Below are 24,902 nucleotides of genomic sequence, written 5' to 3' on the forward strand. Positions count from 1 at the left end.
TGGCGGTCAGGTCTGCGAGCTCAGCGCCTTGTGCAGATCTCGCTGCAACTGCTGATTGTCGTCTCTTTGCAGCTCCACAATACCCAATTGCAGTCCCTGCTCGATGGTGAGCGACCCATTCAACATGGCGTTGATGGCGGCTTCACTCAGCAGCATCACCCGGTCTTTGGGGTTTGGGCCGCTGGTGTGCAACTGGAGCAGTAGAGACTCCTTGCCTCGTACTCTGGACCAGAGTCCTGAGTCGATAAGCAGGATGGAGATCCCACCGCCGACCCCTGCCTGCTGGAGTCGACTTTTGAGGGTTTGGAGCCATGCCTGGCTACGGGAGAAGCCGGCTTCGCCTGTCAGGGCTGCCAAGGGGGGTAACTGCTCGCGGCTCACCGCAGTCGCCGTGGCCATGGCAATATTGACCGTGCCGGGCCAGCTCTGTTCGAACGGATTGGGATAAAGGGCATCATAGCCACAGCTCTGCCCCATCCCGGGGATGAGGCAGAGCAGGACCATGCATGCGCGCAAGGTGCGTTGCATCATGGCGTCACTATGTTGAACCAGAAGTTGAACTTGTCGAGCAGGCTGATGAAGTCACTGAACTTCTGCTGATCTCCCTCGATCTTGATCTCGCCGTTGGCGATCTTCTGCTCTATGGTGCCCTGACCGAGCTGGATATCATCCAGCGTCTTCTTGCTCAGGGTAATGGTCACATCAGGCTTGGCGGCATAGCGGGTTGTGTGGTTGAGCACCGAGTTCTCCAGACTCAGGGTATGTTCCTCCTCTATGTCGGTGAACGCCATGTTGATGACCATCTTCTTGCCCGCCGCTTTCTCGGGGTTAATGCGCACCGAGAGATAGTCAAACAGCATGCTGGGGCTCATGGCCCGGATGGTATCCGGTGAGGCCGTGACTGTTCCGCCAACATTAGGAACGCCATTGCGCAGCTCATAGGCGCCTTGCAGATAGACGGAGCGCCACGGGCCGGATTCAGCCTGATAGCCCAGCTGCTCCAGTGCATCTGCCAGCAGCAGCTTGCCCTCTGTGTTGTTCGGGTTGGCAAACACCAGATGTTTGAGCACTTCTGCTACCCAGCGATATTCCCCCTTGTCGAACGAGGCCTTGGCTTTTTTCAGTACCTCCTGCTCGCCCCCCATGAACTCGATATATTTGGGGCCGACCATTTCTGGGGGCAGGTTATCGAGATCGGAGGGGTTGCCGGAGTACCAGCCCATATAGCGCTGATAGATGGCGCGGCTGTTGTGGCGCAGGGTGCCGTAATAACCGCGGTTCGGCCAGAAGTCGTTGAGCTCGGGGGGAGGGTGATCTGCTCGGAGATCTCCTCGCCGGTGTAGCCCATGTTCATCAGGCGCACCGACTGGTCGTGGATGTATTTGTAGAGATCCCGCTGCTTCTTGAAGTAGTCGACTATGTTGGCATTGCCCCAGCGTGGCCAGTGGTGGCTCTGGAACTTGACCTCGGCCTGATCACCCCAGGTTTCGATGGTCTCGTTGAGAAAGCTGGCCCACTTCAGCGCATCACGCACCTGGGCGCCGCGCAGGGTGAGGATGTTGTGCATAGTGTTGGTGGTATTTTCGGCCATCCACAATGCTTTGCTGTCCGGGAACCAGGTGTTCATCTCGGCCGGGGCTTCGGTGCCCGGGGTCATCTGAAAGACCATCTTGACGCCATCGACCGTCAGCGTCTCACCGGTTTTGGTGATAAAGCGGGTCGGCAGCAGCAGCGAGGGCACGCCGGTGGAGGTGGTTTGCCCCAGACCGCCGTTGACGCCCCCCTGCGGGTTACGTGGCAGCAGGGCGCCGTACATGTAGACGGCGCGGCGAGCCATGGCGTTGCCGGCGATGACGTTCTCCGACACCGCGTGTTCGGTAAATCCTTCCGGCGCGATGATCTCGACGCCGTTCTTTTTCACCTCGTCCAGCGAGTTGAACAGACCGGCGGCACCGCCGTAGTGATCCACGTGGGAGTGGCTGTAGACCACCGCGGTGACCGGGCGCTCCCCTTGGGTCTTGTTGATGAAGGCCAGCGCCGCCTTGGCGGTTTGCGGGGAGATCAGCGGATCGAACACCACCCAGCCCTTGTTGCCTTCGATAAAGGTGATGTTGGAGAGATCAAAGCCCCGAATTTGGTAAATCTTGTCGGTGACCTTGAACAAGCCGTACTGCATGTTGAGCTGGGCATTGCGCCACAGGCTGGGGTTGACGCTGTCCGGCGCGGCCTTGTCGAGGCCGATGTAGCTCTTGTACTGCTCCAGATCCCACACCACGTTGCCCTTGTCATCCTTGATGGTCAGGGTCTCCGGTTTGGCGATAAAGCCACGCTGGGCATCCTCGAAATCCTGCTTGTCATTGAAGGGCAGGGTATTGAGCACCTGCTGGTTTGCCTTGATGGTAAATTCGCTGGCAGGCTTGGGGTCGATGGCGGCCTTTGCCGACTGCACAAGAGCAGGCTGCACAAGCAGTGCGCCACAGAGCAAGAGCGAGAAAATCGTGGGGGTGGAAAGCCTCGGTTTCATCGGTATGACTCCAGATGGTGGTGTGGGTCGACAGGGCTAAGTGTAGTCAGGCTCAAGTCAGGGAAGAGAAGAAAGGGGGACTTGCGCTACACAACGCCATCCGGGTGGAAAACTGCGGGAATTGCGCCCGCAGGAGCACAGCCGTTGCACATCTTGATCTGTATCAAGATAGGTCGCAGCGGGTTGTCTTACGGTCAGGAGTGATGTTGATGGGATGTAACAAAAGGATGTGCATATGGAACTGAAAAGGGACCCGAGATGCTATACCGACGTCTGTATCGACGGTAAGTGGTATCACTACGACCACTGCAGCACCAACGTCTATATGCTGATGGGAGGCGCTGCGCCGAGCCTTCAGCTGGCCTATGAGCCGAGCAGCGAAGAGGAGTTGATCGAGATGCTCCAGCAGTTGGGGCGCTTCTGACTTACCGAATTGATGTCTTGCCATATGGCCATCGGGCGCGTTGCCACGATGGCCACCACTCTTCACCGCTGTACCTTATCTCAGCGGTTTTTATTGCCCAATAACCCCTTGCCAATCTCCAGCATGGCGACGGCCGCAGCGTAGCTGCTATCAGACTTGCCAATCTCGTCCGCTACATAGAGAAAATTGGATTGGTACTTCTCGACGGCCTCCCGTGGACTGGTCGCGTCAATAAAGTCCTCCTCCACCTCGAATCCTTGGGTCAGCAGTGCCGCCTTTTCACTCAGAAAAGTCGGAGATGACATGTCGATAAAGGTGTATTGCTGCCGATTGGACGCCGGAATGGTAAAAAACTGGTATCTGGCCATGGGTAAATCCTCGCTTGAAGCGGGTGATAAATGACGTGACGCTGGGTTTAATCTGTGGCTCGCAGGCGGCTTGCTTGCCTCGACGTCGCAGACCGTGCGTGTCGGGAATGCCGCATTTTGTTTTCGTTCGAGACTACTTTGTTGGCGTTTGCCCGGCAAGTGGGTCGCAGAGATTTTCTGGATGATCCGTGCAACCGAGATGTTGTGGGCAGGGGCGAGGCCGGGATAATGCCGGGCTCACGTTGAGCCCGGCTTGTCAGCGCTCTGTTACAGCACGAAGCTCTGTACCATGGCGCGCAGCTGTTCGGTGAGCTGGTGGATCTGGCGGGCGGCATCGCGGGCGGCGTTGGCTACTTGCAGCGCCTCGTCGCTGCCATCCGAGATGCGCACCACGTTGCGTTCGATCTCGTTGACCACTGCGCCCTGCTGCTCGATGGCGCTGGCGATGATGGCGTTGGTATCGACCATTCGATCCACCTTCTCGGTGATGGCGCCAAAAGCCTGCTTTGCCTCCTGCGCCAGCCCGACCCCCTCCTGCGCTTCATGGCTGGCCGCCGACATGGCGGTGACCGAGGCGCGGGCGCCGGATTGCAGCTGTTCGATCATCTGCTGGATCTCGACGGTAGCCCCCTGGGTGCGGTTGGCAAGAGACCGCACCTCGTCGGCCACCACCGCAAAGCCGCGACCCTGCTCACCGGCCCGGGCCGCTTCGATGGCAGCGTTGAGGGCGAGCAGGTTGGTCTGTTCGGCGATGCCACGGATCACGCTGATGACGCCGCCAATCTGGCTGCACTGCTGCTCCAGTTGGCCTATGGTGTCGGCGGTGCGCAGCACTTCGCGGTTGATATGGTCGATTGCCTTGATGGTGCGCTCCACCACATCCTCGCCCTGACCGACCACGTTCTGCGCCTCCTGGGTCATGCGGGCGGCTTGCAGGGCGTTGCCCGCCATGTCTTGTGAGGTGGCGGCCAGCTCCTTGATGGCGGTAGCGACCTGATGGGTCTCCCCTTGCTGATCGGCAATGACCTCCTGCGAGCGGCAGGTGCGCGCTTCGATCTCGGTAGCGCTCTCCACCACGGTGACGCCATTTTCACGCACCCGCAGCATCAGGGTGCGCAGGGTCTCCAGGGTCACGTTGTAATCCCGGCTGATGGCGGCCAGCTCGTCCTGACCGACGATCTCGATATGCTGGCTGAGATCCTGGGCGTTGACCCGAGCGGCAATATCACGCACCCGCCCTACGGTGTCGCGCAGGGAGAGATAGGCACCGATCATCAGGTAGAGGTAGAGCAGCAAGCTGACGGTCAGCGGCGCGGTGACCCACCAGAAGTGGCGCTGGTTGGCGGCCAGCCGCTGATGCAGGTCGGCCTCCAGCCGCTGGCGTACCTGGCCTGCCAGCGCGGTGATAGCCTCGTCTATCTTATCCCCCAGTGCCTGCACCTCCTTGGTGGAGAGCTGCACCAGCTGATCCTTCATCATCTTGTTTTCCATGGTCTCGACCCCCTGACGCACCAGCTGCATCAGGGCATCGGTCTGCTGACCCAGCTCGGCGCGGTAGGCCGGTTCGATCTGGTAGAGCAGGGTCAGATCGGCCTCCAGCTCTTGCAGAGTGGCGCTGATAAGGTCTAGACGAAAACGCAGGCCGCTGTAGCCCTCGGCCTGAAACAGGCCGAAATCGGCGATGGTGGCGGCGCGATCCCGCACCTGGGCCAGCAGGTCGCGCAGTTGCGGCAACCGCTCGCTGGCGAGGATCACCATGTAGTAGGTACCGAGCGCCGGATCCTGGATCAGGCTGCTACTGGCGGTAATGTGCTTGTAGAGATGGCGCACCTCGGTCAACAGCTTGTCGTGGCGCAGGTTGCTCTGCTCCACCTCCAGCTTGCCTGCTTCACTCTGCAGGGCGGCCCAGCCCTGCTGGATCACCTCAAAGGAGGGGTTGTTCTGGCGGGTGTCGGCAAAGGCTTGCAGGCTCTGATCAACGGCTTGTGCGGCCGCCTTGAGCTGATCGTCACCGACCGGATCCACCTCATAGGCGTGGCGGGTCATCAGATTGCGATGGGTGAGCAGGGCCTGTTCGATGGCGGGAATGGGGGCGAGATTGACCACGCCGGCCAGCTCCCGGTTGGCCTGCGCGTTGTCATCCTGCAGCCGCCCCAGCAGATTGGTCATGCTGTAGGCCAGTGGCAGCAGCATCAGGCAGGACCAGAGCAGGAATTTGTATTTGAAGGAGAGCTGATTGCCCAGCCGGATGGCGGGGTTGAAAATCCATTTCATGTTAAGCCTCGATACCTGAGTGCGGGCGTGAGTCGTGTTGCCTGAATAGTACTCCGAGCGGCCTCCCTTGGGTGATGGCCGGTTGCAAGTTGTGATCCCCTTGGCTTTTTACTTCCGGGCGGAGGCGCGGTCAGCCGCACCAATAGAAAACGGGCCACCCGAAGGTGACCCGCGGTCGATAAGGGGAAACCGATCAGTTGAACGCTAGGAAGGGCGAGACGCAGAGCAGCAGGCCGGTGACGATGATGATGTAGAGTGAGGTGCCCTTGTACTTGTGCAGCGCCGGTACCTGATAGACCAGATAAGCCGGGATGAGGCAACCCACCATGCCGAAGATGGGGCTGCAGATGGAGGTGAAGCTCAGTACCGGTGCGTTGAGCACGATGGCACCCCAGGAGAGCATGACGGTAAACACCATGATGCCCTTACCTACCAATCCTTTGTTGATGCGGTTTTCCGGCAGCACCCGGCGCAGCAGGTTCATTGCCAGCCCCTGACAGGCTTCACGAAAGCCCAGATAAACGCCGAAGTAGGCGGTCATCACCGCGAAGATGTTGAGGGTGAGGCTCAGGAGCTTGAGGGTCTGGCCGGGCATCCCCTGGGCTACCATGGCCAGCGCGGAGATGTTCTCTTCGGAGGCTTTGACCGCCTGATCGTGGCCCATGGCCAGGGTGAAGGAGACCGCGTAGAAGAACACCACCACGAACAGGATGCCGAAGGCGATATTCATGGCGCGCATCGCCTTGAAGCGGGCTACTTCCAGCGACTTTTCCCGCGAGCGGTAGGAGATCACCATGGGGCTCAGGCTCTGGATAAAGAGGATGGAGGTGAGGGTAAAGGGCAGCATGATGATGGCATCCTTCATCCAGTCACCGGCAGCGGGCATGGCGGTGATGTTGGCCGCATCCCACTTGTCCACCATCATCAGGCCGAGCACCGCAACAACGCTGATCTTGGTCAGCACCATAAAGGTGGAGATCTTGAACAGCAGGTTTTCGCCGCGCGAGGCCAGTGCCACCAGGCCACAGATCAGCACCAGACCATAGAGCGGGTTTTCGGAGAGCAGACCGTCGGTGACGCCGAAGCTCTGCAGGAAGGAGGCGCTGTCATTGGTGATGGCGGTGGAGTAGACGAAGACCCAGATCACCAGCATCACGAAGTAGAGCGCGCCGAGCAGCACACCCCAGTTCTTGCCGAGGTAGCCGGTGATGACGCTGGGGTAATCCTTGCACTCCGGCGAGGTGGCCAGGGTGTTGATAAAGAGGCGTTGGAACATGTACATGGCGGGGTAGCCGATCACCGCCGAGAGCAGAAAGACCCACAAGCCCATCAGACCCACCTGTACCGGCAGGAAGACGATCCCCGCGCCGATGGCCATGCCGATGCTCATGATGATCCAGCCCCAGTCAGTGCTGTCGAAGCGAACCGCTTCTTTCCATTCCAGCGTGCCCATCACGGGGCTGGCGAGTGTAGTGCTATGCGCGTCCATTAAAACCTTCTTTTTTGTAGGGATGTGGGAAAGCGGCGCAAATATAGTTGAATGAAACTGTCATAAACAATGCCCATAAGAGTACTTTTGTTCAAATCAGGATGGTGATCACGGTTTATATTGAGGCCGAAAGGTGCCTTTAAACGCCATATTTGTATCTTTTTGTTGAATGGATAAAATAAAAAGCAAATAATGTTGAACGAAATGAGATTCATGATTGCAAAAAAAATTGCACAAACAGGAGTGGCTATATGAAACGCATCATCACGGCAGCAGCGGCACCTGACGCTATCGGTCCCTACAGCCACGGCACTGCCTATGGCGACCTTATCTTTACCTCCGGTCAGTTGCCGGTCTGCAAGCAGCAGGGTGGTGTGGTGGAAGGGGGCATTGCCGCCCAGACCCGCCAGTCACTGGAAAACCTGAAATCCGTGCTGGAAGCCGCTGGCGGCTCGCTGGATACCGTGCTCAAAACCACCTGCTACCTCGCCGAGATCAGCGATTTTGCCGCGTTCAACGAGGTCTATAAAGCCTATTTCCAGAAAGATTGTCCGGCGCGCAGCTGCTTCGCAGTGAAGGATCTGCCGATGGCCGTCAAGGTTGAAGTGGAAGCGATCGCCCATATCGCTCGTTAATGCTGATAAAAAGGTTCAAGTGATGAAACAAGCGTGGCAGCAGTATCTGCAGATTATTCAACAGGTTGTCAAACCAGCGCTGGGTTGTACCGAGCCAATCGCCGCCGCCTATGCCGCGGCTGTCGCCGTCCGGCAACTGGGCTGTGAGCCCGGTCGCCTCGAGGTCGCGGTGTCGGACAATCTCTATAAAAACTCGATGGGTGTCTATGTGCCGGGGACCGGCAAGATCGGTCTGGCCATTGCGGCCGCGGCCGGTGCCATCGGCGGTAACGCCGATGCCGGGCTGGAGGTGCTGGCCGCAATCCAGCCAGAACAGGTGGATCGTGCCCAGCAGCTGATCGATGCCGGCAAGGTGCAGGTGAGCCGCACCGCCGCCCCCGAGTTTATCTTCTGCCGCGTGACCGTTTATGGCACTGATGACAAGGGTGAAGAGCACAGCGCCGAAGTGACCCTGTGCGGCGGTCATACCCGCATCGTCGAGCAGCGCCGCGATGGCGAGGTGACCTTCACCGCCGATCAGAGCCAGGGCGGTGCCACCGGTTCCATTTGCGACGGGGTAGATATCAGCATCGCAGCCATCTACGAGTTCGCCACCCAGGTGGAGTTCGAGCAGATCAGGTTTATCCTCAAAGCCTCGGAGCTTAACGGCAAGCTCTCCGCCGAGGGGATGAACAACCCCTATGGTCTCGAGATCGGGCGTACCATGCAGCAGAACATCAATGCCGGTCTTATCGGCGAGGATGTGATGAACCGCATCGTGATGATGACGGCGGCCGCTTCCGATGCCCGCATGGGGGGCGCGACCCTGCCAGCCATGAGCAACTTTGGCAGCGGCAACCAGGGCATTGCCGCCACCATTCCGGTGATGGTCATTGCCGAGCGCTTTGCGGCCAGCGAAGAGCAGCTGGCTCGCGCCCTCATCATGAGCCATCTGGGCGCCATCTATATCAAGTCCCACTATCCGCCGCTGTCGGCCTTCTGTGGCAATACCGTGACCAGCGCGGCCGCCTCCATGGCCATGGTCTATCTGGCGGGCGGCAGCTTCGAGCAATCCTGCTTCGCCATCCAGAACGTGCTGAGCGACAGTGCCGGTATGGTATGTGACGGGGCGAAAGCCTCCTGCGCCATGAAGGTGAGTACCTCCTCCGGCGCGGCGGTGCGCGGCTTCCTGATGGCCCTCAACAGCCACTCGGTGTCGGGGCAGGGGATCGTCGCCGGCGACGTGGATCAGACCATCCGCAACGTCGGCCAGATGGTGAAGGAGGGCATGTCTGCCACAGACAGCACCATTATTGATATCATGTCCGCCTGATGTCCCTGTCGGTTGCTGCCCGGCGTCCATCGCCCGGCAGCAACCCTTGCAAGAAGGTCCCATTGTGAAGCTGCAAGAGTTGAGTCCGAGCGATTTTGAGATCCTCAAGTCGATGGAGAACATAGTGGACGGCATCGCCGCCATGTATGGTCAGCACACCGAGGTGCTGCTCCACAGTCTGGATGTGCGCAATCCCTCGATCGTCAAGATTGCCAACGGCCATATCACCGGCCGCAGTGTCGGCGCCCCCATCACCAACCTGGCGATGATGAAGCTCAAGAGCGGGCAGGATATCTCCAGCCCCTACATGACCAAGTGCGCCACCGGCAAGACCCTGCGCTCCATCACGACCGTGATCCGCAACGGGGAGCACAGGGCCATCGGCTTGCTCTGTATCAACAGCGACATGGATGCCCCGTTGCAATCCGTGCTGCGCACCATGATGCCGGAGTGCATGCATCCCCACGAGAGCCATGCCACCCCGGAGGTGTTCGCCCGCAACATCGACGAAGCGCTCAACAGCACCATCGACACCGTCAGTGCCGAGGTGCGTGGCAACGAGGCGGTGCCTCCCTCCCAGAAGACGCGGGTTATCGTCAATCAGCTGCACGACATGGGGATCTTCGAGTTAAAAGACAGTGCCCAGATTGCGGCGCGCCAGCTCGGGATCTCGGTCCACTCCATCTACCGCTATCTGCGGGAGATCAAGAAGGGCTGAGCCGATACACTCTGGTCAAATTGGCAGCAAACGGGTCAGCCTTGACCCGTTTTTTACGCCCGTTTTAGCCTCTCTGTTTGGGCCATCCTTCGGGCTCATCTGCTATCATATTCCCCCCTTCATTTTTCTATCTATCTGAACGTGCTGGAGAAATCATGTCTCGACTCATCTATCTGCTGCGCCACGGCCAGACCCGCTTCAATGCCGAGCAGCGTCTGCAGGGGCGTTGCAACTCCGAGCTGACCGACAAGGGCGAGGCGCAAGCCATCGCCATGGGGCGGCGCCTTGCCGACGAACTGGCAGATCCAGCCCGCTGGACCGTCTACGCCAGTCCGCTCGGCCGTGCTCGCCAGACTGCGCTGCTGGTGTGCGAGCAACTGGGGTTGGCGGCAGAGCGCATCGTCTGGGACGACCGATTAATGGAGCTCGGCATGGGGGAGTGGGAGAGCTGCCAGATCCCGGCGCTGCGTCTTGCCCACCCCGAACTCGATACCGGCAAGGGGGACTGGTATCTGCAGGCACCGGGGGCTGAGAGCTTCGAGAACATTCAGCGCCGGGCACACCAGTGGTTGCAGGATCCTGCCATCGCCGAGCGGGCCATTGTTATCTCCCACGGTCTGCTCGGTGCCATGTTGCGCGGCGTCTATGCCGATCTCGACTATGAGGCGACCTGGTCACAGGAGTTGCCCCAAGATGCCTTCTATAAGCTGCAGGATGGCCACATCACTCGCATCAGCTGCTAGTTTCGTGGACGTTGCTGCCATCAGTGCATGGACGATGCAGGCTGCAACGCACTACGGATTTTGCTTTGCGAAGATTAGACATCAACGAAATGATGAATAGACTCAAAAAGCGCATTATCAATAAGGGCATTAGCCCTTCTCCTGCGGTGATGTGTTTAAGGTCTGGTTTTGCGAACAGGTTGCAACTTGCATTGCACTATGGTGCACAGACCGCGCTTTTTAATGAGGTAAGCGGGTGATTGTATTGAAATGAGTGGTCGCGTGATGCTTGGTGTATCAATTGCATATTAAACGACCAGTGGCCTGAGTATGAGGACGACACCATGAAAGGGATCTCGGTTCGTAGCAAATTATTGATGCTGGTTGTGGTACCGCTGTTTTGTATGATTTTGCTGTGCACTCTCTCCCTTTGGGGGATGCGCCTGATGAATCAGGCTGCCCATCAGGTGAATGAAGAGGAGGTGCAGCAGTTATCCGAACTGAAGCTGATTTCAGACTTGTATGCGGTCAGTGTCGTTGATGCGATCAATAAAGCGCATGTTGGATTAATCACCCGTGAAGAGGCAAAACGTTCCGTTACTGAAGCGCAGTTAAAAGCCGCAACGGAATGGAAGCGTTACATGGCCCAGAAGATGTCTGCGGAAGAGCGGGCGATAGCGGAGTCTGCCCAGGTATTGATGAACAAAGCCGACATTACACTGGATGGTATTAAGAGAGATCTTTCATTAAAAGCTCCCCTTGATAAGGCAATTCATCAGTTATACAGCACGGTTGATCCTTTTAATGAGGAGCTGGGCAAGCTGGTTGAACTCCAGCTGAGATTTGCAGATGAGCATGTTGGTACCCTGGAAAGTCTGGCCGTTGATTTCTCATTTGCCTTCCTCTCCATCACCGGGATTGCCCTGTTCGCTTTATCCGTGCTGGGGATCTGGATTTTTCGCGGGATCAGTCAACCGCTCACCGCTTTGCGCAGAGCACTTTACAAATTGCAGCATGAGCAGGATTTGACCGTCACCGTCCCTGTTATTCGGGAAGATGAATTGGGGCAAGTCGCACGGGCGCTGAATGATATGGTTAGCCATTTCCGCAGATTGATTGGCGAAATGGATGACGTGGCCGAACAGTTATCGACAGGCGCCGATGCACTGAACGAGCTGGGGCTAACCAGTGCAGAGCAAATGGCCCAGCAGCGTCTGGAGACAGATCAGAGCGCTGCGGCGATGAATGAGATGAGCGCAACGGTTAACGAAATCGCCCAGAATACAAATAGTGCTGCAATTGCCGCCCGTCAGGCTGAAAACAAGGCAGAAGAGGGGCAAGCGGTTGTCAAGGAGACCATTGGGAATATGGCTCTGCTCTCTGGTCAATTGCAAAATACATCCACTGTGCTGCAAAACCTGGCTATCGAAAGCAATAACATTACTCAGGTGATGGGGGTTATTCGCTCGATTGCCGAACAAACCAATTTACTGGCACTGAATGCGGCAATTGAAGCCGCCAGAGCGGGTGAGCAGGGGCGCGGTTTCGCGGTGGTGGCTGATGAAGTCCGGGTACTTGCTCAGCGCACCCAAAACTCTACCGGAGAAATCCAGAATACCGTCAATCGCCTGCAACAGAATGCAACTATGGCTGTTGATAGTATGAATATCGGATTATCTGAAGTGGAGAAGACGAATACCCTGATGCTGACCTGCGGCGTCTCTTTGGAAGAAATTGTGAGTGCCGTGGATGATCTGAATAATCTCAATGTGCAAGTCGCCGCTGCAGCCGAAGAGCAAAGCAAAGTCACCGAAGAGATGACGCGCAGCATGGTCAATATTGCCGATATCGCAGTACATACCTCGGACTCGGCAGCCCATGTATCGGCCAAGTGTCAGCGTCTTGATGAGATGGCCAAGTCAATGAGAACACAGATTAATCATTTTAAATGGCGATCACATGCCGCTTGATATAGTTCGATGACATTACCCCCAGGCCCCGAGAGTTCGGGGCCTTTTTGTATCATGTTGGTCGTACTGCACCTGTGTTGAAACATGTCATCGGTTTCCATAGATATGGGAAGATTCATTACCGGACTGATGAAGTGAGGCTTTCCGAAAAATTGTGCATTTTTGACGGCAGCCGTCACCCTGAATGGCCATTTTTGCCGCAGTTCAACACATCAGAGCACCTTATCGCGGCAAGATGAGGTATCTTATGCCCCGATTTCATCCATTAAACGGATCCGAGACCCCATATGATCATCAAACCCAAGGTTCGCGGCTTTATCTGCACCACCACTCATCCGGTCGGTTGTGAAGCCAATGTTCGTCGCCAGATCGCTTATACCAAGGCCAAGGGCACCATCGAGAATGGTCCCAAGAAGGTGCTGGTGATCGGCGCTTCTACCGGTTATGGCCTGGCCTCCCGGATTGCGGCTGCCTTCGGTAGCGGCGCCGCCACCCTCGGCGTCTTCTTTGAAAAGGCGGGCACCGAGTCCAAGACCGGTACCGCTGGCTGGTACAACTCTGCCGCCTTCGACAAGGCAGCCAAAGAGGCGGGCCTCTACGCCAAGAGCGTCAACGGCGATGCCTTCTCCAACGAGTGCCGCGCCAAGGTGATCGAGCTTATCAAGCAGGATCTGGGTCAGATTGATCTGGTGGTCTACTCCCTAGCCTCTCCGGTGCGCAAGATGCCGGAAACCGGCGAAGTGGTGCGCTCTGCCCTCAAACCGATCGGTGAGGTCTACACCACCACCGCCATCGATACCAACAAGGATCAGATCATCACCGCTACCGTCGAGCCGGCGAACGAGGAAGAGATCCAGAACACTATCACCGTCATGGGCGGTCAGGATTGGGAGCTGTGGATGGCAGCCCTGCGTGATGCCGGCGTGCTGGCTGACGGCGCCAAGTCCGTGGCCTACTCCTACATCGGTACCGATCTGACCTGGCCAATCTACTGGCATGGCACTCTGGGCCGCGCTAAGGAAGATCTGGACCGCGCCGCTGCCGCCATCCGTGGCGATCTGGCCGCCAAGGGCGGCACCGCTCACGTGGCCGTGCTCAAATCCGTGGTGACTCAAGCCTCCTCCGCCATTCCGGTGATGCCGCTCTATATCTCCATGGCCTTCAAGATCATGAAGGAGAAGGGCATTCACGAGGGCTGCATGGAGCAGGTGGATCGCATGATGCGCACCCGTCTCTACGCGTCCGACATGGCGCTGGACGAGCAGGCTCGCATCCGCATGGATGACTGGGAACTGCGTGAAGATGTGCAGCAGACCTGCCGCGACCTGTGGCCATCTATCACCAGCGAAAACCTCTCCGAGCTGACTGACTACACCGGCTACAAGCAGGAGTTCCTGCGCCTGTTCGGTTTCGGTCTGGATGAGGTCGATTACGATGCGGATGTAAATCCGGATGTGAAATTCGACGTGGTCGAGCTCTGAGTCTGACTCAAGTGAAAACAGGGCCCCGCGGGGCCCTGTTTTTTTGGCAAACATTCCGCTAATTTGCGGAATTTTATTATCAGCGATCACCTTTTTCCCATATCAAACCCGCTAGTCTTGCGCTGATCGGATCACAGACGGCATTGCCGAGGTACGGAAGCTATGACCACTCCAAACGAGGCGCCCAAGAAGCGCCAACTCCCCACTGTTTATACCCTGCTTTTCATCATCATCGCCCTGATGGCCGCCCTGACCTGGGTGCTGCCAGCGGGCAAATATGACTATGTCACCGCCAAGACCCAGCAGCCGGTGGCGGCAGCGGCCGTGGCCGATTACAGCGGCGACGAGCGGCTGTTGCCGGTGCCTGGCAGCTACACCGAGTTACCCGCCCACCCGCAGGGGGTGTTCGAGGTGCTCAAGGCCCCCATTCAGGGCTTTCACAAGGCGGCCGACGTGGCGCTGTTCGTGCTCATCATCGGTGGTTTTCTCGCGGTGACCATGCAAAGCGGTGCGCTGGATGCCGGGGTGGGGGCCATTGTGCGCGGCTTTGCCGGCCGTGAGCGGCTGCTTATCCCCGTACTGATCGCTCTCTTTGCCCTCGGCGGATCCACCTTCGGCATGGCAGAGGAAACGGTAGCCTTCTGGGCGCTGATCGTGCCGGTGATGATGGCGGCGGGCTTCGATCGCATGGTGGCGGCAGGGATCATCCTGCTTGGCTCCGGGGTCGGGGTGCTCGCCTCTACCGTCAACCCATTTGCCACAGGTATCGCCTCAGGCTTTGCCGGTATTCCCATCGGTGAGGGGATTGGCCTGCGGGTCATCCAGTGGCTGCTGCTGGTGATCTTCGCCTCCTGGTTCGTGATGCGCTACGCCAAGCAGGTGCAGCAGGACAAGTCCCGCTCCGTTCTGGCCGACATCGTCTATGACGACGAGTTCTCCCAGATGAAGAGCGGCAACCTCGCCTTCACCGGCAAGCAGAAGCTCACCATGCTGGTCTTCTTCGGCACCTTCCTGCTGATGATCTATGCGGTGGTGCCTTGGTCGGATTTGGGGATCGATGCGCTGCCCACCTTTGGCTGGTGGTTTGATGAGCTATCCACCCTGTTCTTCAGCGCCTCCATCCTGATCGCGCTGATCAACCGGATGCCGGAGTCCAACTATGTGGCGACTTTCCTGAGCGGCGCTCGGGATCTCATCGGGGTGGCACTGGTGGTTGCGGTGGCGCGCGGCATCTATGTGGTGATGGAGCAGGGCGTCATCATCGACACCATTTTGCATTGGGCTGAAGGGCTGGTGACCGGACTCTCCTCGTCGGTCTTCATCCTGATGGCCTATCTGGTGCACATCATCCTGAGCTTCTTCATCCCCTCCACCTCGGGGCTGGCGACTGTATCCATGCCGCTGATGGGGCCGTTGGCGGACTTCTCCGGTATTTCGCGGGATCTGGTGATCACTGCCTATCAGTCCGCCTCCGGTTGGATCAACCTGTTTGCCCCCACCGCCGCCCATCTGGTGGCCGGTCTGGCGCTCGCCAAGATCCCCTACGATCGCTTCGTGCGCTGGGTGCTGCCCTTCATCATCGGGGTGGCTCTCATCACCATGGCGGTGCTGGTGGCCGGTGCCCTGCTGCACGGCTGATGGCACGGATAAAACCACAGATAACAAAAAGGCTCCCGCGGGAGCCTTTTTCATGAGCTTTGCTTACTGCTTGTAGCCCTTGAGGAAGCGGGCGAGGCGGCCGATGGCATCTTCCAGCTCCTCTTCGCGGGGCAGGAACACCAGCCGGAAGTGATCCGGTGCCGGCCAGTTGAAGCCGGTGCCCTGTACCAGCAGCAGCTTTTCCTGTTGCAACAGGTCGAACACCATCTTCTGATCGTCGCGGATGTCATACACCTTGGGGTCGAGGCGCGGGAACATGTAGAGCGCTCCCTTGGGTTTGACGCAGGAAACCCCGGGGATCTCGTTCAAGAGCTCCCACGCCTTGTCCCGCTGCTTGCGCAGGCGGCCGCCCGGCAGGATCAGCTCGTTGATGCTCTGGTAGCCGCCAAGCGCAGTCTGGATGGCGTGCTGCATCGGCACGTTGGCGCACAGTCGCATGGAGGCCAGCATCTCCAGCCCTTCAATGTAACCGCGGGCACGGCCTTTGGGGCCGGTGATGACCATCCAGCCCTGACGGAAGCCGCAGGCGCGGTAGGCCTTGGAGAGGCCGTTGAAGGTCACCACCATCACATCGTCACACAGGGTGCAGACGCTGGTGTGGGAGATATCGTCGTAGAGGATCTTGTCGTAGATCTCGTCGGCGAAGATGATGAGGTTGTGCTGGCGGGCGATCTCGATCACCTCCAACAGGAACTCGCTGCCGTAGACTGCACCGGTCGGATTGTTGGGGTTGATCAGTACCAGACCGCGGGTGCGCGGGGTAATGCGGGCGCGGATATCGTCGAGATCCGGGTACCAGTCAGCCCCTTCATCGCAGCGGTAGTGCACCGCATGGCCACCGGAGAGGGTGACGGCAGCGGTCCAGAGCGGGTAGTCGGGGGAGGGCACCAGCATCTCGTCGCCATTGTTGAGCAGCGCCTGCATCGCCATCACGATCAGCTCGCTGGCGCCATTGCCGATGTAGATGTCGTCGATATCGACCTTGCGCATCCCTTTTTGCTGGTAGTACTGCATCACCGCTTTACGGGCAGAGAAGAGCCCCTTGGAGTCGCAGTAGCCCTGGCTCAGCGGCATGTTGAGGATCACATCCTTGATGATCTCTTCCGGCGCATCAAAGCCGAACGGGGCCGGGTTGCCGATGTTGAGCTTGAGAATGCGGTGGCCTTCGTCTTCGAGACGGCGAGCCTCTTTATGCACCGGGCCGCGGATGTCATAGCAGACATCGTCGAGCTTGTGCGACTTGTCGATTGTGAACATGGTGAGTGTGATTCCTTCCCCACAGGGACGCGTTGGCGAAAAAGGCGATTTTTAGTATCAAATTTCTTTTCCCCTATTCTTCACAGAATTGAATGCTAGAACAATCCTCTTTTTAGAAGAATTCCCTGATTTTTAGCCCTAAAACAGGGTTGCTAGAACGTTAAATTCAGCACGATCTTTGGTGCTAACCAAGGTTAACTAGTGAAACATGGGGAACGAATTAACAAAGCTGCCTGACTGTGTTGCAATATCCGGATCCTGTGGCACGATTGGCTTGTGTAAAAAATCGTCTTCGTCCCCCTTTTCGATGAGTTGACTGGCACTCATGGTGTCATCTTTATGTGGTTCGCTCATCGGTGTTCACTTCTGCGAGGTTTTCCCATGCAAGCACCCGTTCCAGGCCGCTATCGCCACTTCAAGGGGGGTTACTATCAAGTGCTTGCCCTGGCTTTGCATACCGAAACCCAGGAGCAGCTGGTCATTTATCAATCCGAGCAGGATGGTCAGGTCTATGCCCGTCCCGTCGCCATGTTTATGGAGTGGATTGAGCATCAGGGGCAGGTTGTCAGCCGTTTTGCCCCTGCAGGAGACTGACCACGCCTCCGTTTTTATCGTTCAAGGGATGAGCACTCGAGCTAAACGGTGTCACAAGTTGTCGCATGACGCCCTTGGGTATGAGATGTGCAGCCGGCTGTCTTAATGATAAATCCCTTATCTAATCAACTAATTGTGACGAACATCACATTCAATGAGCTCTGCCCGCCGGGTTCGCAATCTGGACTCACACTCCCATAATGCTGCGCTTGTTCAAGCATGGGCCCTTCTCGGGTCTTGTTCGGTGTTATCTCAAATGGGAGAAATAATGTGAAACCTGTTGCTGCTGAGTTTATGGGCACTTTCTGGCTGGTATTGGGCGGTTGCGGCAGTGCCGTGCTGGCTGCTGCCTTCCCTCACGTCGGGATTGGTCTGCTGGGGGTCTCGCTGGCTTTCGGTCTGACCGTGCTGACCATGGCGTTTGCCATCGGCCATATCTCCGGTTGCCACCTCAATCCGGCCGTGACCGTCGGTCTGTGGGCGGGTGGTCGTTTTCCGGCATCCGGTGTACTGCCGTATATCGTGGCGCAAGTGTTGGGTGGCATTGCCGCCGCTGCCGTGCTTTACGTGATTGCCAGCGGTCAGGCAGGGTTTGATCTCTCTGCCGGTTTTGCTTCCAACGGCTACGGTGAGCACTCTCCGGGTGGTTACAGTCTGACTGCCGCACTGGTATGCGAAATGGTGATGACCGGTTTCTTCCTGTTTGTCATCATGGGGGCCACCGATAGCCGTGCGCCTGCCGGTTTCGCGCCGATCGCCATCGGTCTGTGCCTGACCCTGATCCACCTCGTCAGCATTCCGGTGACCAATACCTCGGTCAACCCGGCCCGCAGTACCGGTGTTGCGCTGTTTGTCGGTGACTGGGCTATCAGCCAGCTGTGGCTGTTCTGGGTTGCCCCGATTGTCGGTGCCATTCTGGGTGCGCTGGCTTATCGCCTGGTGGCGACTGAGCAGAAGTAATCATTTGCGAAACAAAGTGTGGTATCGACACGCCTGCGGGCGTGTTTTTTGTTTCTGGAGGGGCGAGAAAAGAGCATTAACCGAGGCTAACCTCAGAGCCCTTTGTCCTGCAGCATCTCTTTGTAGCGCAGGTGGAGGAGCTGGACGCGCTCCACATAGGCACGGGTTTCCGCATAGGGCGGGATACCGCCATGTTTTTGTACGGCGCCCGCGCCTGCGTTGTAGGCCGCGGTCGCCAGCGCCACGTTGCCGTCATACTGCTTGAGCAGTCCCGCCAGGTATTTCACCCCGCCGAAGATATTCTGCTCCGCCAGCAAGGCATTGCCGACCCCCAACTCCCGCGCCGTGGCGGGCATCAGCTGGGTCAGCCCCATCGCCCCCTTGCGGGAGACCGCCAGCGGATTGAAAGCGGATTCCGCATGGATCAGCGCCCGGATCAGCGCCGGCTCAACCTGATAGGTTTTGGCGGCCGCCTTGATGGTGCTGGCATAGTCATAGAGAAACAGCCCTGTGGTTTGCCAGTTGACGCTGGATTTGGGATCGCAGGCGAAGCAGTCATTGAACAGCAGCAGCTCGTAATGGCCCTGTTCGGGTGCCATATCGGAGTAGCGAACCACCCCGTTCTGCTGCACCGATTTATAGACCTGGATCTGCTTCTTGCCGTTGGTGGCGACTGCCGCTGTTTGAGCGGTGTCGGGTTGTGAGGCGGGAGTGGCATCTTTGCTCGGACGCAAGGGGGAGGGCGCGGCGGTCAGGAAGATCACCTCCGCGGGGGGGGGAGTCTGACTCCATCCGCTCAGGGGGATCAACAACATATGGCCTGCCAGCATCCATGCTTTCAACCCTAATACTCCTTCTTGTGATGACCATGTTGAGTAAAGCATCATGACGAGGGCAGAACAAGCGGCCAACAGGGGGCAAATGATCCGATTCGGTGACCGGGATCAAAGTATCCGCCGCAATAAAGGATTGTCATCATAAAGCACGGTTTTGGCCGTCAGGCGGTGGGTCATGGCCTCTTCCACCGGGTAAGCAAGCTGCCCACGAAGTCCGCTTTTTTGTTGACGAAAGGCATGCTATCGTGCTGGCGTCATGTGGTCGGATTAGCGCACCGTATCTGGCACTAATAACTGATTATCAAAGGATTTGTCTGTGACAAGCAAGCTGGCGATGGAACTCACTTTCGAAGAGTACTGCGACGCCGACCTCTCCCTTATCAGGGACTATTACGAGACGACGTTTTCCCACTATGTGCCGGATCTGGCCGAGCGGATCTTTGTCGTGCGTGATGCTCACTGGCTGGTGGGGGCGGTTCGGTTGCGGGACGAGGAGGAGTTTTACCATCTGTGCGGCTTTCGCCTGTTGCCCCACTACCAGTCGCTGGGATTGGGGTCACGGCTGCTGCAGCACGCCTGTCACGGTCTGTTGGACAAACCTGTGGTCTGTCAGGCGCTGCCCTTCGAGAAGCCTTTCTATCTCAAGGCCGGGTTTGCTGATATGCCCCTCAATCAATTGAGCGGGTCGCTTTTCTCCCTCTACGAGCGGCAGCAGCAGCAGGGTTATCAGGTGGAGCTGCTGGTACGGGATACCACCCAGCCCCTCCTGAATTGAGTGGTTTAGCGGGGTTTGGTCAGCATGTGGATCTTGCCCGGTGACAGCTCCAGCCCCAGCAGATTCTCCTTCAGCCAGGCCTGATCCGGGTCCTTGTCATTGAGTTTGTAGACCGGTTTGGTCTCGAGTCGCTTCTCCATGCTCTGCAGCAGCATGTTGAGCATCAGCCCGAACTTCTTTTCGGCCGCCTCCGGCTCCAGCTTGTACTCCACCAGCTTCATGTTATCGAGAAACAGCGCGCTCTGGCTCTTGTCATAGCGGGGTCTCGCCTCATAGGTCATCTGCAGGCGGGCGTCATATTCGGTATTGTCTGGCAGGGCGATTTTGAGCTTGCCCTTGCCATAGACCCGGGCGGTATCGGGGCGTTGGCGACCGATCTGGACATCGCTCTGCTCAAGCGTCACATGGGCCTTGATGATGCCCGGCAGCTCCAGCTGTTTGTCGACTTGCACCTGAGATTGCAGGTACTGGTTTATCTGTTGCTCATTGATGTCATATGAGCCTTGGCCTAGCATGGCCAGGCTGAGCAGCATAGATTGCAGGATCATGCGTGCGACCTGATAGAATGGATTTGCCTTACAGCATACCATCCCGGCCGGTTGGGGTCTGCCCACCGCGCTGTTTGTCGATTAGAAGGAGTCCCCGTTGTTTAACGGTCTGGAACACGATCTTCAACTGCTGTTTTCCCGTTTTCTGGGTTGGCTGCTACTGCTTTTTCATACCGTGATTGTCACCGGTGTGTCGTTTCGGGTGGTGATGAAACGCCGTCCCATCGGGGTGTCGCTGGCCTGGCTGGCGCTGATCTATGCCATTCCGTTTGCCGGGGTGGGCTTCTATGTGCTGTTTGGTGAAATAAAGCTGGGGCGCCGTCGTGCCGAGCGCGCCCAGGCCATGTATCGCCCTTATGCCATCTGGATCCGTCAACTGGCCCGTCTGTTCCCGCAGCACTGCTGCGAAGTGGGCGCCAAAGCACAGCCGCTGCACGATCTGATCCAGGGACGGCTCGCCATGCCGATGCTCTCTGGCAACCGCATGACCTTGCTCAACAAGCCGGACTGGATCTTGCGCGAGATTGCCCAGGATATCCGTCGCTCGACGCTCTCCTGCTATCTGGAGTTCTATATCTGGCACCCCGGCGGCGATGCCGACGAGGTGTGCGAGGCGCTGATTGAAGTGGCGCAACGCGGCGTGGATTGTCGCTTGCTGCTTGATTCGGTGGGCAGCAAGCAGTTCTTCCGCTCCCACTGGCCCAAAAAGCTGCGCAAGGCGGGGGTCAAGCTGGTGGAGGTGCTGCCGGTCGGCGCCTGGCGCATTCTGTTCCAGCGTCAGGATCTGCGGATGCACCGCAAGCTGGTGGTGATCGATGACAGGGTGGGTTACACCGGCTCCATGAACATGGTGGATCCCCGTTTCTTCAAACAGGATGCCGGGGTCGGCCAGTGGGTCGACATCATGATCCGGGTGCAGGGGCCCATGGTGCCGCTGATGTGGTCGATCTTTGTCTGGGACTGGGAGATGGAGACCGGCGAGCGGCTGCTCGACAGTCTGCAGCATGAGCCGGAGGCCTGGCCCCAGACCAACTACCGCGCCCAGCTGATCCCGTCCGGTCCCTTCGTCGGCGGCGACTGCATCCAGCAGAGCCTGCTGCTGGCCATCTATCAGGCACGCAGCCATCTGGTGCTGACGACTCCTTACTTTGTACCCGACGATCCACTGGCGGCCGCACTCAGTTCGGCAGCGGCGCGCGGAGTGCAGGTGCAGCTGGTGTTGCCGGCACGCAACGACTCCATCATGGCCAATTACGCCTGCAACGCCTTTATGGAGGAGCTGCTGGCGGCCGGGGTGGAGATCTACCGCTACGATGCCGGTCTGCTCCATACCAAGAGCGTGCTGGTGGATGATGACTTCGCGCTGGTGGGGACGGTCAATCTGGATCGGCGCAGCCTCTGGCTCAACTTCGAGGTGACCCTGCTGGTGGATAACCCCTCGTTCGTGGCCCAGATGACCCGGCTGGTACAGGGCTATATGGCGGAAGCCACCCCGATGACCCTAGCCCAATGGCAGGCCCGCCCCTGGTACAAGAAGGCGATGGAGAACATCTTCTATCTCTTCAGCCCCTTGCTGTGATGTTGTGGCGAGCCGCAAGAAAGTGGACTCGCCATCTGATTGGACTTGCCTAGCCCCGAGTCCGCCCCGTAGAGTGCAGTGACAACTCCCTGGAGACACATGGATATATGAAAAAGATAGTGGTCCTCGCCGTGGGTGCGGCACTGGTAGGTGGTGGTCTGGCTGCGTGCTGGTACACGGGCAACAGCTTCGACAACATCATGGCGGAGCAGATCGCCAAGGTGGAGAAAGAGAGTGGGCTCGACATGCAGTGGCTGCCGGGCAGCAGCAACCTCTTCACCCGTGACGGGGTCCTGAAGGTCGTGGTGACGCCGGAGGAGCTGGCTGCCATCGACAGCGAGCTGGAGGGCAGTCAGCCCATCGAGTTGCAACTGGTGGTCAAGAGCCAGATCCTCCCGCTCTACATCAAGAGCCACTTCCTGCTCGATACCCATAATGGCACGCTAGCGCCGGTTTTCACCGCACTGGGCATGGAGCAGTGGGAACTAGGTCTGGAGTCGGTCACCAGTCTCTGGACCCAGGGTAACAGCAGCCGTTTCTGGGCCAAGGAATTCAAGATCAAACAGGGGCTGGACGAGTTCAGCTTCCTGCCCCTGAGCGGCGAGTTCCACGGCAATCTGGAGGGGAATGGTCACCTCACCATGACCTGGCAGGGGATGACGGTCCATGAAGAGCAGAGCAAGATGGACTTGGTGCTGGCCGACCTGAAAGGGAGTGCCGACATTGCCGAGATCAACGGTGTGCTCCTCTCGCCCCAGAGCGAGATGACCCTCTCGGCCCTCACGGTGCAACTGCCTGACAGCGTCAAGGTCGCCCTGCAGGGGATGACCACCGAGACTCAGCTGACCGGTGATGATGCCCAGACCCTCTCCAGCAGCTATCAGATGAAAATTGCCAAGCTGGATCTGGAGAACGAGACCGACACCCTGGCAGTGACCGACAGCAAGTTGGCGCTCAACCTCAACGGTCTGGATCTGGAAGGGTATCAGGGGCTGCAGGCAGCCGGTGGCAAGGGAGTTGAAGATGCCGCCATCCAGCAGGCGCTGGACAAGATGCTCAAACGTGGTGCGACCCTGGAGCTGGCCGATCTCAGCGCCAAGCTCAACGGTGAGGCGGTGACCATGAAGGGGGACGTGAAGCTGGCCTCCACCTCGCTGGAGCAGCTGTTCAACAGCGACGCGGGGATGCAGGCCCTCTCCGGCGTGCTGCATGCCAGCCTCAGCGACAAGTTGGGCAAGGCGGTGCCGCAACTGGCCCCCATGCTCGATCAACTGACCCTGATGGGTTATCTGAAGGCCGACAAGCAAGCGCTGACCTCCGAGCTGAAGCTGGAGAAGGGCGCGGTGACGGTAAACGATCTGCCGCTCTGACACTCGGCGCAGAAACAACAACGGCTCCCGCGGGAGCCGTTGTTGTTTCTGGCGTTTGCATACGTGCCGTGTGGGCGAATTACTTGAAGACTACCGTCTTGTTGCCGTAGACGAACACCCGCTCGTTCAGTACCAGCTCCAGCGCGCGGCTCAGCACCGATTTCTCCACATCCCGACCAGCCTTGGCCATGTCCTCCGCACTGAAGGCGTGACCGACGTGGATCACGTCCTGTTCGACAATGGGGCCTTCATCCAGATCGTCGGTCACGAAGTGGGCGGTGGCACCGATCAGCTTGACGCCGCGATCAAACGCCTGCCGGTAGGGGCGGGCACCGATAAAGGCGGGCAGGAAGGAGTGGTGGATGTTGAGGATCTTGCGCGGATAGGCCTCGACGAAGCTCGGGGTCAGCACCCTCATGTACTTGGCCAGGATCACATAGTCAGGCTCATAGCTGTCGATGATGGCGCGCACCTGCTCTTCATGCTCGGTACGGCTCAGACCCTCGTGACTGACGGTGTGGAACGGGATATCGAACTTGCCGGTGAGCTCGGCCAGGGTGTCGTAGTTGCCGATCACCGCGACGATATCCATATCCAGCGCGCCCGCGTAGTTCTTCATCAGAATATCGCCGAGGCAGTGGGTCTCTTTGGTCACCAGGATGACGATGCGCTTCTTGCCCGCCTTGACCAGACGGCGCTGGGCACCGGTGGGCAGGGCATCATCGAGGTCGGCCAGCAGGGTCTCGTCGTTGAAGCGCCCCTCCAGCTCGGTACGCATAAAGAAGCGGCCATTCTCGTGATCCACAAACTCATCGTTCTTGATGATGTTGAGCTGATGCTTGTAGCAGATGTTGGTGATCTTGGCGATGAGCCCTTTGGCATCCGGGCAATCCGTGAGCAGTATTTTCTTTTCCATCTCTGTCATTTTCCGTTTGTGGTGTTGGCGCTGCTGTCTGCGTCGGCAGCGTTGTTCAGGCTCTCTTTTCGGGCTCTGTTTTTTTGTTTCGGGAACTATGCCATAAACCGATCCGCGCCATAAAGAAATTCGCCAGTCATGGCCTCTCGTGCTGGCGAGCGGGCTGCAGAGCGGGATCCCGGGCGCAATGTTGAAACGCTTTTCAGCCAGTGGGGGATTTTGGCTGGTATCTGCAACCGTTTTTCTTTAGGCTGTCTGCGCTTATTCTCAGGGCGGGGTGCAATTCCCCACCGGCGGTATCCCGATTGACTCGGGGAGCCCGCGAGCGCCCGACTTGGCTGATTGCCGGGTCGGGGTCAGCAGATCCGGTGAGATGCCGGAGCCGACGGTCATAGTCCGGATGAAAGAGGATAAGACAGACCTTGCCGTGTTGGCCCTTGTGGGCTTGCCGCTGCATGCCCGTCTCTGTCTGCCTTTCCATGCCCTGATTC

At 58.3% G+C, this 24,902-nt stretch carries 21 protein-coding genes, 1 pseudogene and 1 riboswitch; of the genes and pseudogenes, 13 read left to right on the top strand and 9 right to left on the bottom strand.

Annotated elements, in window-relative coordinates:
• Positions 1–6 precede the first annotated feature (6 nt).
• A complete protein-coding gene (locus ACTG20_RS08875) occupies positions 7–531 on the bottom strand; it encodes a hypothetical protein (protein WP_005353417.1) in 525 nt (174 codons plus the stop codon).
• Positions 528–2,524 (bottom strand): annotated as a pseudogene (locus tag ACTG20_RS08880) (alkyl/aryl-sulfatase). The gene ACTG20_RS08875 and the pseudogene ACTG20_RS08880 overlap by 4 nt, the downstream one beginning before the upstream one ends.
• Positions 2,525–2,759: 235 nt before the next feature.
• Here ACTG20_RS08880 and ACTG20_RS08885 point away from each other — a divergent pair.
• On the top strand, positions 2,760–2,948 hold the full coding sequence (locus ACTG20_RS08885) for a hypothetical protein (RefSeq protein WP_005334402.1): 189 nt from the start codon (positions 2,760–2,762) through the stop codon (positions 2,946–2,948).
• Between the two features lie 80 nt (positions 2,949–3,028).
• On the opposite strand, the gene ACTG20_RS08890 is transcribed toward ACTG20_RS08885, so the two are convergent.
• The 3 genes from ACTG20_RS08890 to ACTG20_RS08900 all read right to left on the bottom strand — a co-directional run bounded on the left by ACTG20_RS08890 (position 3,029) and on the right by ACTG20_RS08900 (position 7,079).
• Positions 3,029–3,316, bottom strand: a complete 288-nt coding sequence (locus ACTG20_RS08890; RefSeq protein WP_194495812.1) for a hypothetical protein — start codon at positions 3,314–3,316, stop codon at positions 3,029–3,031.
• Positions 3,317–3,583: 267 nt separating this feature from the next.
• A complete protein-coding gene (locus ACTG20_RS08895) occupies positions 3,584–5,590 on the bottom strand; it encodes a methyl-accepting chemotaxis protein (protein ID WP_194495811.1) in 2,007 nt (668 codons plus the stop codon).
• 193 nt (positions 5,591–5,783) lie between these two features.
• Positions 5,784–7,079, bottom strand: coding sequence for an amino acid permease (locus ACTG20_RS08900; RefSeq protein WP_021229327.1), 1,296 nt, complete (start codon positions 7,077–7,079; stop codon positions 5,784–5,786).
• A 251-nt stretch (positions 7,080–7,330) separates the two neighbouring features.
• Here ACTG20_RS08900 and ACTG20_RS08905 point away from each other — a divergent pair, with 251 nt between their 5' ends.
• The 7 genes from ACTG20_RS08905 (at position 7,331) to ACTG20_RS08935 (ending at position 15,555) form a co-directional block, all read left to right on the top strand.
• Positions 7,331–7,714: a Rid family detoxifying hydrolase gene (locus tag ACTG20_RS08905; RefSeq protein ID WP_194495810.1), complete on the top strand. Its 384-nt coding sequence runs from the start codon at positions 7,331–7,333 to the stop codon at positions 7,712–7,714.
• Between the two features lie 22 nt (positions 7,715–7,736).
• Positions 7,737–9,026, top strand: a complete 1,290-nt coding sequence (locus ACTG20_RS08910; protein WP_194495809.1) for an L-cysteine desulfidase family protein — start codon at positions 7,737–7,739, stop codon at positions 9,024–9,026.
• Between the two features lie 64 nt (positions 9,027–9,090).
• The gene (locus ACTG20_RS08915; protein ID WP_040065159.1) at positions 9,091–9,744 is read left to right on the top strand and encodes a helix-turn-helix transcriptional regulator; all 654 of its coding nucleotides are present in this window, start codon (positions 9,091–9,093) and stop codon (positions 9,742–9,744) included.
• A gap of 155 nt (positions 9,745–9,899) precedes the next feature.
• Positions 9,900–10,487: a histidine phosphatase family protein gene (locus ACTG20_RS08920; RefSeq protein ID WP_058059918.1), complete on the top strand. Its 588-nt coding sequence runs from the start codon at positions 9,900–9,902 to the stop codon at positions 10,485–10,487.
• Positions 10,488–10,810: 323 nt separating this feature from the next.
• Positions 10,811–12,436, top strand: a complete 1,626-nt coding sequence (locus ACTG20_RS08925; RefSeq protein ID WP_127005743.1) for a methyl-accepting chemotaxis protein — start codon at positions 10,811–10,813, stop codon at positions 12,434–12,436.
• A 287-nt stretch (positions 12,437–12,723) separates the two neighbouring features.
• Positions 12,724–13,917 (top strand): enoyl-ACP reductase FabV, encoded by a 1,194-nt coding sequence (gene fabV, locus ACTG20_RS08930; protein WP_005353312.1) that lies wholly within the window; start codon positions 12,724–12,726, stop codon positions 13,915–13,917.
• A 162-nt stretch (positions 13,918–14,079) separates the two neighbouring features.
• Positions 14,080–15,555, top strand: coding sequence for a YfcC family protein (locus ACTG20_RS08935; RefSeq protein WP_108541957.1), 1,476 nt, complete (start codon positions 14,080–14,082; stop codon positions 15,553–15,555).
• 63 nt (positions 15,556–15,618) lie between these two features.
• Here the strand turns inward: ACTG20_RS08935 and ACTG20_RS08940 are convergent, their stop codons facing one another.
• A complete protein-coding gene (locus tag ACTG20_RS08940) occupies positions 15,619–16,833 on the bottom strand; it encodes a pyridoxal phosphate-dependent aminotransferase (protein WP_005334367.1) in 1,215 nt (404 codons plus the stop codon).
• A gap of 381 nt (positions 16,834–17,214) precedes the next feature.
• Between ACTG20_RS08940 and ACTG20_RS08945 the strand changes: the two genes are divergently transcribed.
• Together ACTG20_RS08945 and aqpZ are read left to right on the top strand one after the other, a co-directional pair.
• The gene (locus ACTG20_RS08945; protein ID WP_005334366.1) at positions 17,215–17,427 is read left to right on the top strand and encodes a DUF1653 domain-containing protein; all 213 of its coding nucleotides are present in this window, start codon (positions 17,215–17,217) and stop codon (positions 17,425–17,427) included.
• Between the two features lie 270 nt (positions 17,428–17,697).
• Positions 17,698–18,387, top strand: coding sequence for an aquaporin Z (aqpZ, locus tag ACTG20_RS08950; protein ID WP_005334357.1), 690 nt, complete (start codon positions 17,698–17,700; stop codon positions 18,385–18,387).
• Positions 18,388–18,479: 92 nt separating this feature from the next.
• Here the strand turns inward: aqpZ and ACTG20_RS08955 are convergent, their stop codons facing one another.
• Positions 18,480–19,229 carry a lytic transglycosylase domain-containing protein gene (locus ACTG20_RS08955; RefSeq protein WP_409012646.1) on the bottom strand — a complete coding sequence of 250 codons (750 nt, stop codon included), beginning with the start codon at positions 19,227–19,229 and terminating at the stop codon, positions 18,480–18,482.
• A 328-nt stretch (positions 19,230–19,557) separates the two neighbouring features.
• Here ACTG20_RS08955 and ACTG20_RS08960 point away from each other — a divergent pair, with 328 nt between their 5' ends.
• Positions 19,558–19,998: a GNAT family N-acetyltransferase gene (locus tag ACTG20_RS08960; protein ID WP_041980377.1), complete on the top strand. Its 441-nt coding sequence runs from the start codon at positions 19,558–19,560 to the stop codon at positions 19,996–19,998.
• Positions 19,999–20,003: 5 nt separating this feature from the next.
• Here ACTG20_RS08960 and ACTG20_RS08965 read toward each other — a convergent pair whose 3' ends face one another.
• On the bottom strand, positions 20,004–20,546 hold the full coding sequence (locus tag ACTG20_RS08965) for a DUF1439 domain-containing protein (protein ID WP_236356979.1): 543 nt from the start codon (positions 20,544–20,546) through the stop codon (positions 20,004–20,006).
• Positions 20,547–20,643: 97 nt separating this feature from the next.
• Here ACTG20_RS08965 and cls point away from each other — a divergent pair, with 97 nt between their 5' ends.
• Positions 20,644–22,125, top strand: a complete 1,482-nt coding sequence (gene cls, locus ACTG20_RS08970; protein ID WP_005361740.1) for a cardiolipin synthase — start codon at positions 20,644–20,646, stop codon at positions 22,123–22,125.
• A gap of 107 nt (positions 22,126–22,232) precedes the next feature.
• Entirely contained in the window at positions 22,233–23,495 is a 1,263-nt protein-coding gene (locus tag ACTG20_RS08975; protein ID WP_439987588.1) for a DUF945 family protein, read from the top strand.
• A gap of 79 nt (positions 23,496–23,574) precedes the next feature.
• On the opposite strand, the gene purU is transcribed toward ACTG20_RS08975, so the two are convergent.
• Positions 23,575–24,411, bottom strand: a complete 837-nt coding sequence (gene purU, locus ACTG20_RS08980) for a formyltetrahydrofolate deformylase (protein ID WP_005334346.1) — start codon at positions 24,409–24,411, stop codon at positions 23,575–23,577.
• Between the two features lie 259 nt (positions 24,412–24,670).
• Positions 24,671–24,827: riboswitch (FMN riboswitch) on the top strand.
• Positions 24,828–24,902: the final 75 nt, after the last annotated feature.

This window comes from Aeromonas sp. 84A (assembly GCF_051919345.1).
GTDB lineage: Bacteria > Pseudomonadota > Gammaproteobacteria > Enterobacterales > Aeromonadaceae > Aeromonas > Aeromonas veronii.

Excerpts from the sequence above, each read along its gene's own strand:
- ACTG20_RS08875 (WP_005353417.1), bottom strand. The coding sequence starts at position 531 with ATGATGCAACGCACCTTGCGCGCATGCATGGTCCTGCTCTGCCTCATC.
- ACTG20_RS08885 (WP_005334402.1), top strand. The coding sequence starts at position 2,760 with ATGGAACTGAAAAGGGACCCGAGATGCTATACCGACGTCTGTATCGAC.
- ACTG20_RS08890 (WP_194495812.1), bottom strand. The coding sequence starts at position 3,316 with ATGGCCAGATACCAGTTTTTTACCATTCCGGCGTCCAATCGGCAGCAA.
- ACTG20_RS08895 (WP_194495811.1), bottom strand. The coding sequence starts at position 5,590 with ATGAAATGGATTTTCAACCCCGCCATCCGGCTGGGCAATCAGCTCTCC.
- ACTG20_RS08900 (WP_021229327.1), bottom strand. The coding sequence starts at position 7,079 with ATGGACGCGCATAGCACTACACTCGCCAGCCCCGTGATGGGCACGCTG.
- ACTG20_RS08905 (WP_194495810.1), top strand. The coding sequence starts at position 7,331 with ATGAAACGCATCATCACGGCAGCAGCGGCACCTGACGCTATCGGTCCC.
- ACTG20_RS08910 (WP_194495809.1), top strand. The coding sequence starts at position 7,737 with ATGAAACAAGCGTGGCAGCAGTATCTGCAGATTATTCAACAGGTTGTC.
- ACTG20_RS08920 (WP_058059918.1), top strand. The coding sequence starts at position 9,900 with ATGTCTCGACTCATCTATCTGCTGCGCCACGGCCAGACCCGCTTCAAT.
- ACTG20_RS08925 (WP_127005743.1), top strand. The coding sequence starts at position 10,811 with ATGAAAGGGATCTCGGTTCGTAGCAAATTATTGATGCTGGTTGTGGTA.
- fabV (WP_005353312.1), top strand. The coding sequence starts at position 12,724 with ATGATCATCAAACCCAAGGTTCGCGGCTTTATCTGCACCACCACTCAT.
- ACTG20_RS08935 (WP_108541957.1), top strand. The coding sequence starts at position 14,080 with ATGACCACTCCAAACGAGGCGCCCAAGAAGCGCCAACTCCCCACTGTT.
- ACTG20_RS08940 (WP_005334367.1), bottom strand. The coding sequence starts at position 16,833 with ATGTTCACAATCGACAAGTCGCACAAGCTCGACGATGTCTGCTATGAC.
- ACTG20_RS08945 (WP_005334366.1), top strand. The coding sequence starts at position 17,215 with ATGCAAGCACCCGTTCCAGGCCGCTATCGCCACTTCAAGGGGGGTTAC.
- ACTG20_RS08960 (WP_041980377.1), top strand. The coding sequence starts at position 19,558 with ATGGAACTCACTTTCGAAGAGTACTGCGACGCCGACCTCTCCCTTATC.
- ACTG20_RS08965 (WP_236356979.1), bottom strand. The coding sequence starts at position 20,546 with ATGATCCTGCAATCTATGCTGCTCAGCCTGGCCATGCTAGGCCAAGGC.
- ACTG20_RS08975 (WP_439987588.1), top strand. The coding sequence starts at position 22,233 with ATGAAAAAGATAGTGGTCCTCGCCGTGGGTGCGGCACTGGTAGGTGGT.
- purU (WP_005334346.1), bottom strand. The coding sequence starts at position 24,411 with ATGGAAAAGAAAATACTGCTCACGGATTGCCCGGATGCCAAAGGGCTC.